Origin of the sequence: Candidatus Synechococcus spongiarum SH4 (genome assembly GCF_000586015.1) — a bacterium.
In the GTDB taxonomy this organism is placed as follows: Bacteria; Cyanobacteriota; Cyanobacteriia; order PCC-6307; family Cyanobiaceae; genus Synechococcus_B; species Synechococcus_B spongiarum_F.
In genome coordinates this window covers 1-3,329 of record NZ_JENA01000185.1, presented here as the reverse complement: position 1 = coordinate 3,329, position 3,329 = coordinate 1, and the positions used below count along the sequence as shown (strand labels likewise).

The 3,329-nt window shown below is 57.6% G+C and carries 4 protein-coding genes; 3 read left to right on the top strand and 1 reads right to left on the bottom strand.

The window, feature by feature from the left end; all coding sequences use genetic code 11:
• The 3 genes from BG35_RS10995 to BG35_RS13735 all read left to right on the top strand — a co-directional run.
• A partial coding sequence (locus tag BG35_RS10995) for a threonine synthase (protein WP_034417952.1) occupies nt 1-313 on the top strand: 313 nt, incomplete at its 5' end.
• A gap of 165 nt (nt 314-478) precedes the next feature.
• On the top strand, nt 479-2,434 hold the full coding sequence (locus BG35_RS0108000) for a hypothetical protein (RefSeq protein ID WP_025782413.1): 1,956 nt from the start codon (nt 479-481) through the stop codon (nt 2,432-2,434).
• Nucleotides 2,435-2,563: 129 nt separating this feature from the next.
• Nucleotides 2,564-2,830 (top strand): hypothetical protein, encoded by a 267-nt coding sequence (locus BG35_RS13735; protein WP_236619833.1) that lies wholly within the window; start codon nt 2,564-2,566, stop codon nt 2,828-2,830.
• A gap of 318 nt (nt 2,831-3,148) precedes the next feature.
• Here BG35_RS13735 and BG35_RS13730 read toward each other — a convergent pair.
• A partial coding sequence (locus BG35_RS13730) for a hypothetical protein (RefSeq protein ID WP_034417949.1) occupies nt 3,149-3,329 on the bottom strand: 181 nt, incomplete at its 5' end.

The window sequence follows — 3,329 nt, the reverse complement described above, 5'->3', positions numbered from 1 at the left end:
CTGGGACAAGGCCCTGACCGTACGGGAAGAGAGTGGTGGATGTTTCAGGTCCGTCAGTGACGGGGAGATCCTGACGGCTTACCAGGCGCTGGCCGGGGAGGAGGGGGTGTTCTGTGAACCGGCCAGCGCCGCCTCCGTGGCCGGAATGCTCAAACACGCCGCCGAGATCCCCCCGGAGGCTCAGGTTGTCTGCATTCTCACCGGCAACGGCCTTAAGGACCCAACCACGGCGCTGGAGAACAACCACGGCAATCTTCACAGAAACCTGGCGCCGGAACTGGATGAGGTGGCCCGGTTGATGGGGGTGTCCTGACGCTCCTTCCCATGGTGTGCGGTCCTTGAAGTGGCTTGTTCCCCTGGCCCGCCAGGTCAGACAGGTTGCAACGGAGGGGGATATGGGTTACGCTTTTACATGAGTCCTTTACCTAGCCTCCTCTGCGGGAGTGCTCTTCAAGTTCAACCTCAACACCCATCAACCATGAAGAAGCCAGCTCTTTCTCTCGCTGCTCTGTTGCTTTGCTCTGCCCTCCTGGCTTCTTGCGGAGGCGGCGACAGCAGCTCCACGACGTCTAAGATGGAGCCCACGGAGCCCACCCCGGCTGAAATGGCCAGGGATCAAGCTTACGAGGACGCCAAGAGGACAATCATGAGGGCTAACGACCGGGCTATAGCCACGCAGACCCTTACGGATGCCATTACCAATGACGACCTCACCCCAGAGCAAGTGTCCAGTCTACGAGGCGAGTTAGTCACCACGCTGACCCGTATTGATAAGGACGCCGCGACAGCTTCGCAAGCAGCTTACAATGCCGCCAAGAAGGAAATCATGGAGGCTGACACCGAAGAGGAAGTCATGGATGCCCATAAAAAGGCCCTTGAAGGTGGCATCATCAACGCTTCCGACCAAGCAAACCTCGTGAAAGAGAAAGACGACAAGCTGGCAGCTTTGGCGAGGACAGCCAGGGAAGCCAAGGAGGCCGATGACAGGCGTAAAGCCAGTAATGTCGAGAGCATGGCTGTGGCTAAGGCAATCCAGGACCACAAGGTCGGTGATAATAGTTCCATCACCTCCATCACCTCCATCACCGACCTCGATGTCAAGGTCACTCCTGACGAAAGGTCAGTCGATGGTACGGCGCAGATTAATCTAAAGCGCAATGATACTGGCCAGCCCTTGGAGGGCAAGTCAGCGAAGGCGCCCCTCGAGAGCTGGACAGCCACAGAGTTCTCGTTCGACGACGACGATTCCAATTACAAGGGTGTGGTAGTCACCAACAGAGGCGGCGCGGAGCCGGGCGAGAAAGTCAACGAAAACTGGCTTGATTATTTTTATCCTGATAGTGGTGGTACTAGGAGTTTTACGAGCTCTCCGCCGCTGGAGGGTCTTGTGACTGCATCAGGTGGTGGCTCTAGCGGGGCTTTGAATTTATCATCAAGCTTTACCGATGTTGATGTTCCAGATCTTTCAATCAAACACTTCGCGGGGGATATTATTCCGTCGTCGCGACCTAAATCCGGTACCGAAGCCAGCGGGGAGGTCATGGATAATGGTGATGAAATTGAGGGTATGTTTCTCGGTGTGCGCGGAACATATGCTTGCGGCACTGAAACCGGGTGTCAAGTGAACTGGATTGCTGATCAAGACTCACAGTTCGATGATAGTGTATCGATTACGGGTGCTATTACCTTCACACCCACAGTCCCAGATGGAGGCTCGTTAGAAGATTTACGAGCTACCTATACAAGAGACGCCGAGCCGGACAATGATTACCTCACTTTCGGCTACTGGGTGACGACAACGACGGAAAAAGAAAAAATCAAACATAAGATCGAAACCTTTGCGGAAGCATCAGCGGGCTATGGAGCTGTCGACGATTCCCCAGGCAGTCTCCGTGGCAAGGCTACCTATAGCGGCGGCGCAGCGGGTATCTATGTTCTCAAGACAGGTGATCCAATCGACACGGATAACAGCCTCCGTGTTTATGACGGAGAGTTTGTTGCTGACGTAGCGCTCACTGCGCAATTCGGCGTCAATGACGGCTCGGTTGCAGCTGAGACCCAGTGGACCATCGAGGGAGAGGTGAGCGACTTCGAATCCACGGATGGAAGCCACGACCTGTCTCCCTGGACACTGAAACTCAACTCAGTGGACCTCGCCTCGTCGAGGGGTACACCAAACACTCCGACCGGACCGACGGCGCTTACTACTAGGCGTATGGGCACAACCACAGGCTCCGTGAATGGTGTCGACGGCGCTGCAGAAGGCGAATGGAGCGGAACCTTCTACGGAAATGTAGGTACTGATACCACCACTCAGTCTGATGCTGCTGCTGACGACCATCCCGAGGCTGTCATCGGCGAGTTCAACGGCCACTTCTCCAATGGTCACGTGGTCGGAGCCTACGGCGCGGAGAAGGATGATGATGATGAGTAGTTTGGAAGTCCACTAGTCCTCTCTCTGGTTCTGTTGCCAGGGTTCCCCTCAAAGCCTCCCCTCCGGGAGGCTTTTTTGTTGCCCGTGTTTTTCCTTGCCATGGATCCCTTCTGCGCCCAAGATGGAGCCATGACCATCTCCGCCACCCAATCGGAGGCGCCGTCTCTGCCGTCCCGGCCAACGAAACGACTGGTGGCGACCGGCGGTTGTCCTGGGCGCCCTGGCCTTGCTGCTGGCTGCTTTCCACGGCGTACGATAAGAGATCAAGGATGTGTGGCAGGAAGTGAGAGTCAGCCCTGCAGCCCTGACGCCAACCCATGGCTAAAGAAAGGCCGGCTGGCGGATACTGGGGAACCCTGGCAACCGGAGCAGGGGGAGAATCGGGATCGGCTCTGATTTTCCCCAGGCCATCGACTCCGCAGCAGTGAAGGCCCCATGCCCTGCCATGCCATCCGGACAGGGTTGGTGTGTCCCACGGCAACCACAAGAACGATTCACAGAACCATGACCACTACGGCCGTGGCCACACCAGCGACGCCGGTGGCGCAGAGTCAGCCCATGTAACTTGTGCAACCCACCACGAAGAGCCTGGAGGCTAAGGATTGGCTGAGTCTGCTGCCGGGCCGGCTAAGCCTGTCAGTCCTTCCATGAGCGGAGCGCAGTGACAGGCCAAGTTGGCGCTGGCTTGGAACAGACCTGCACGTGGAGCGGCGATCAGCATGGGCGCTGGGGCGTGTCCCCCTGGACAGTGAACCGCCGTCTGGTGTTTCTGGGGATCATGCCGCAGCGCCGAAGCGGGTGGCGCTGGCGGAGCGGCTCCATCAACAGCCGAGCCAGGGTAGGGGGTCGGGAGAGCTTGGAGAAACGGTCTTCCAGCAGACGGTCCAACGTTTCG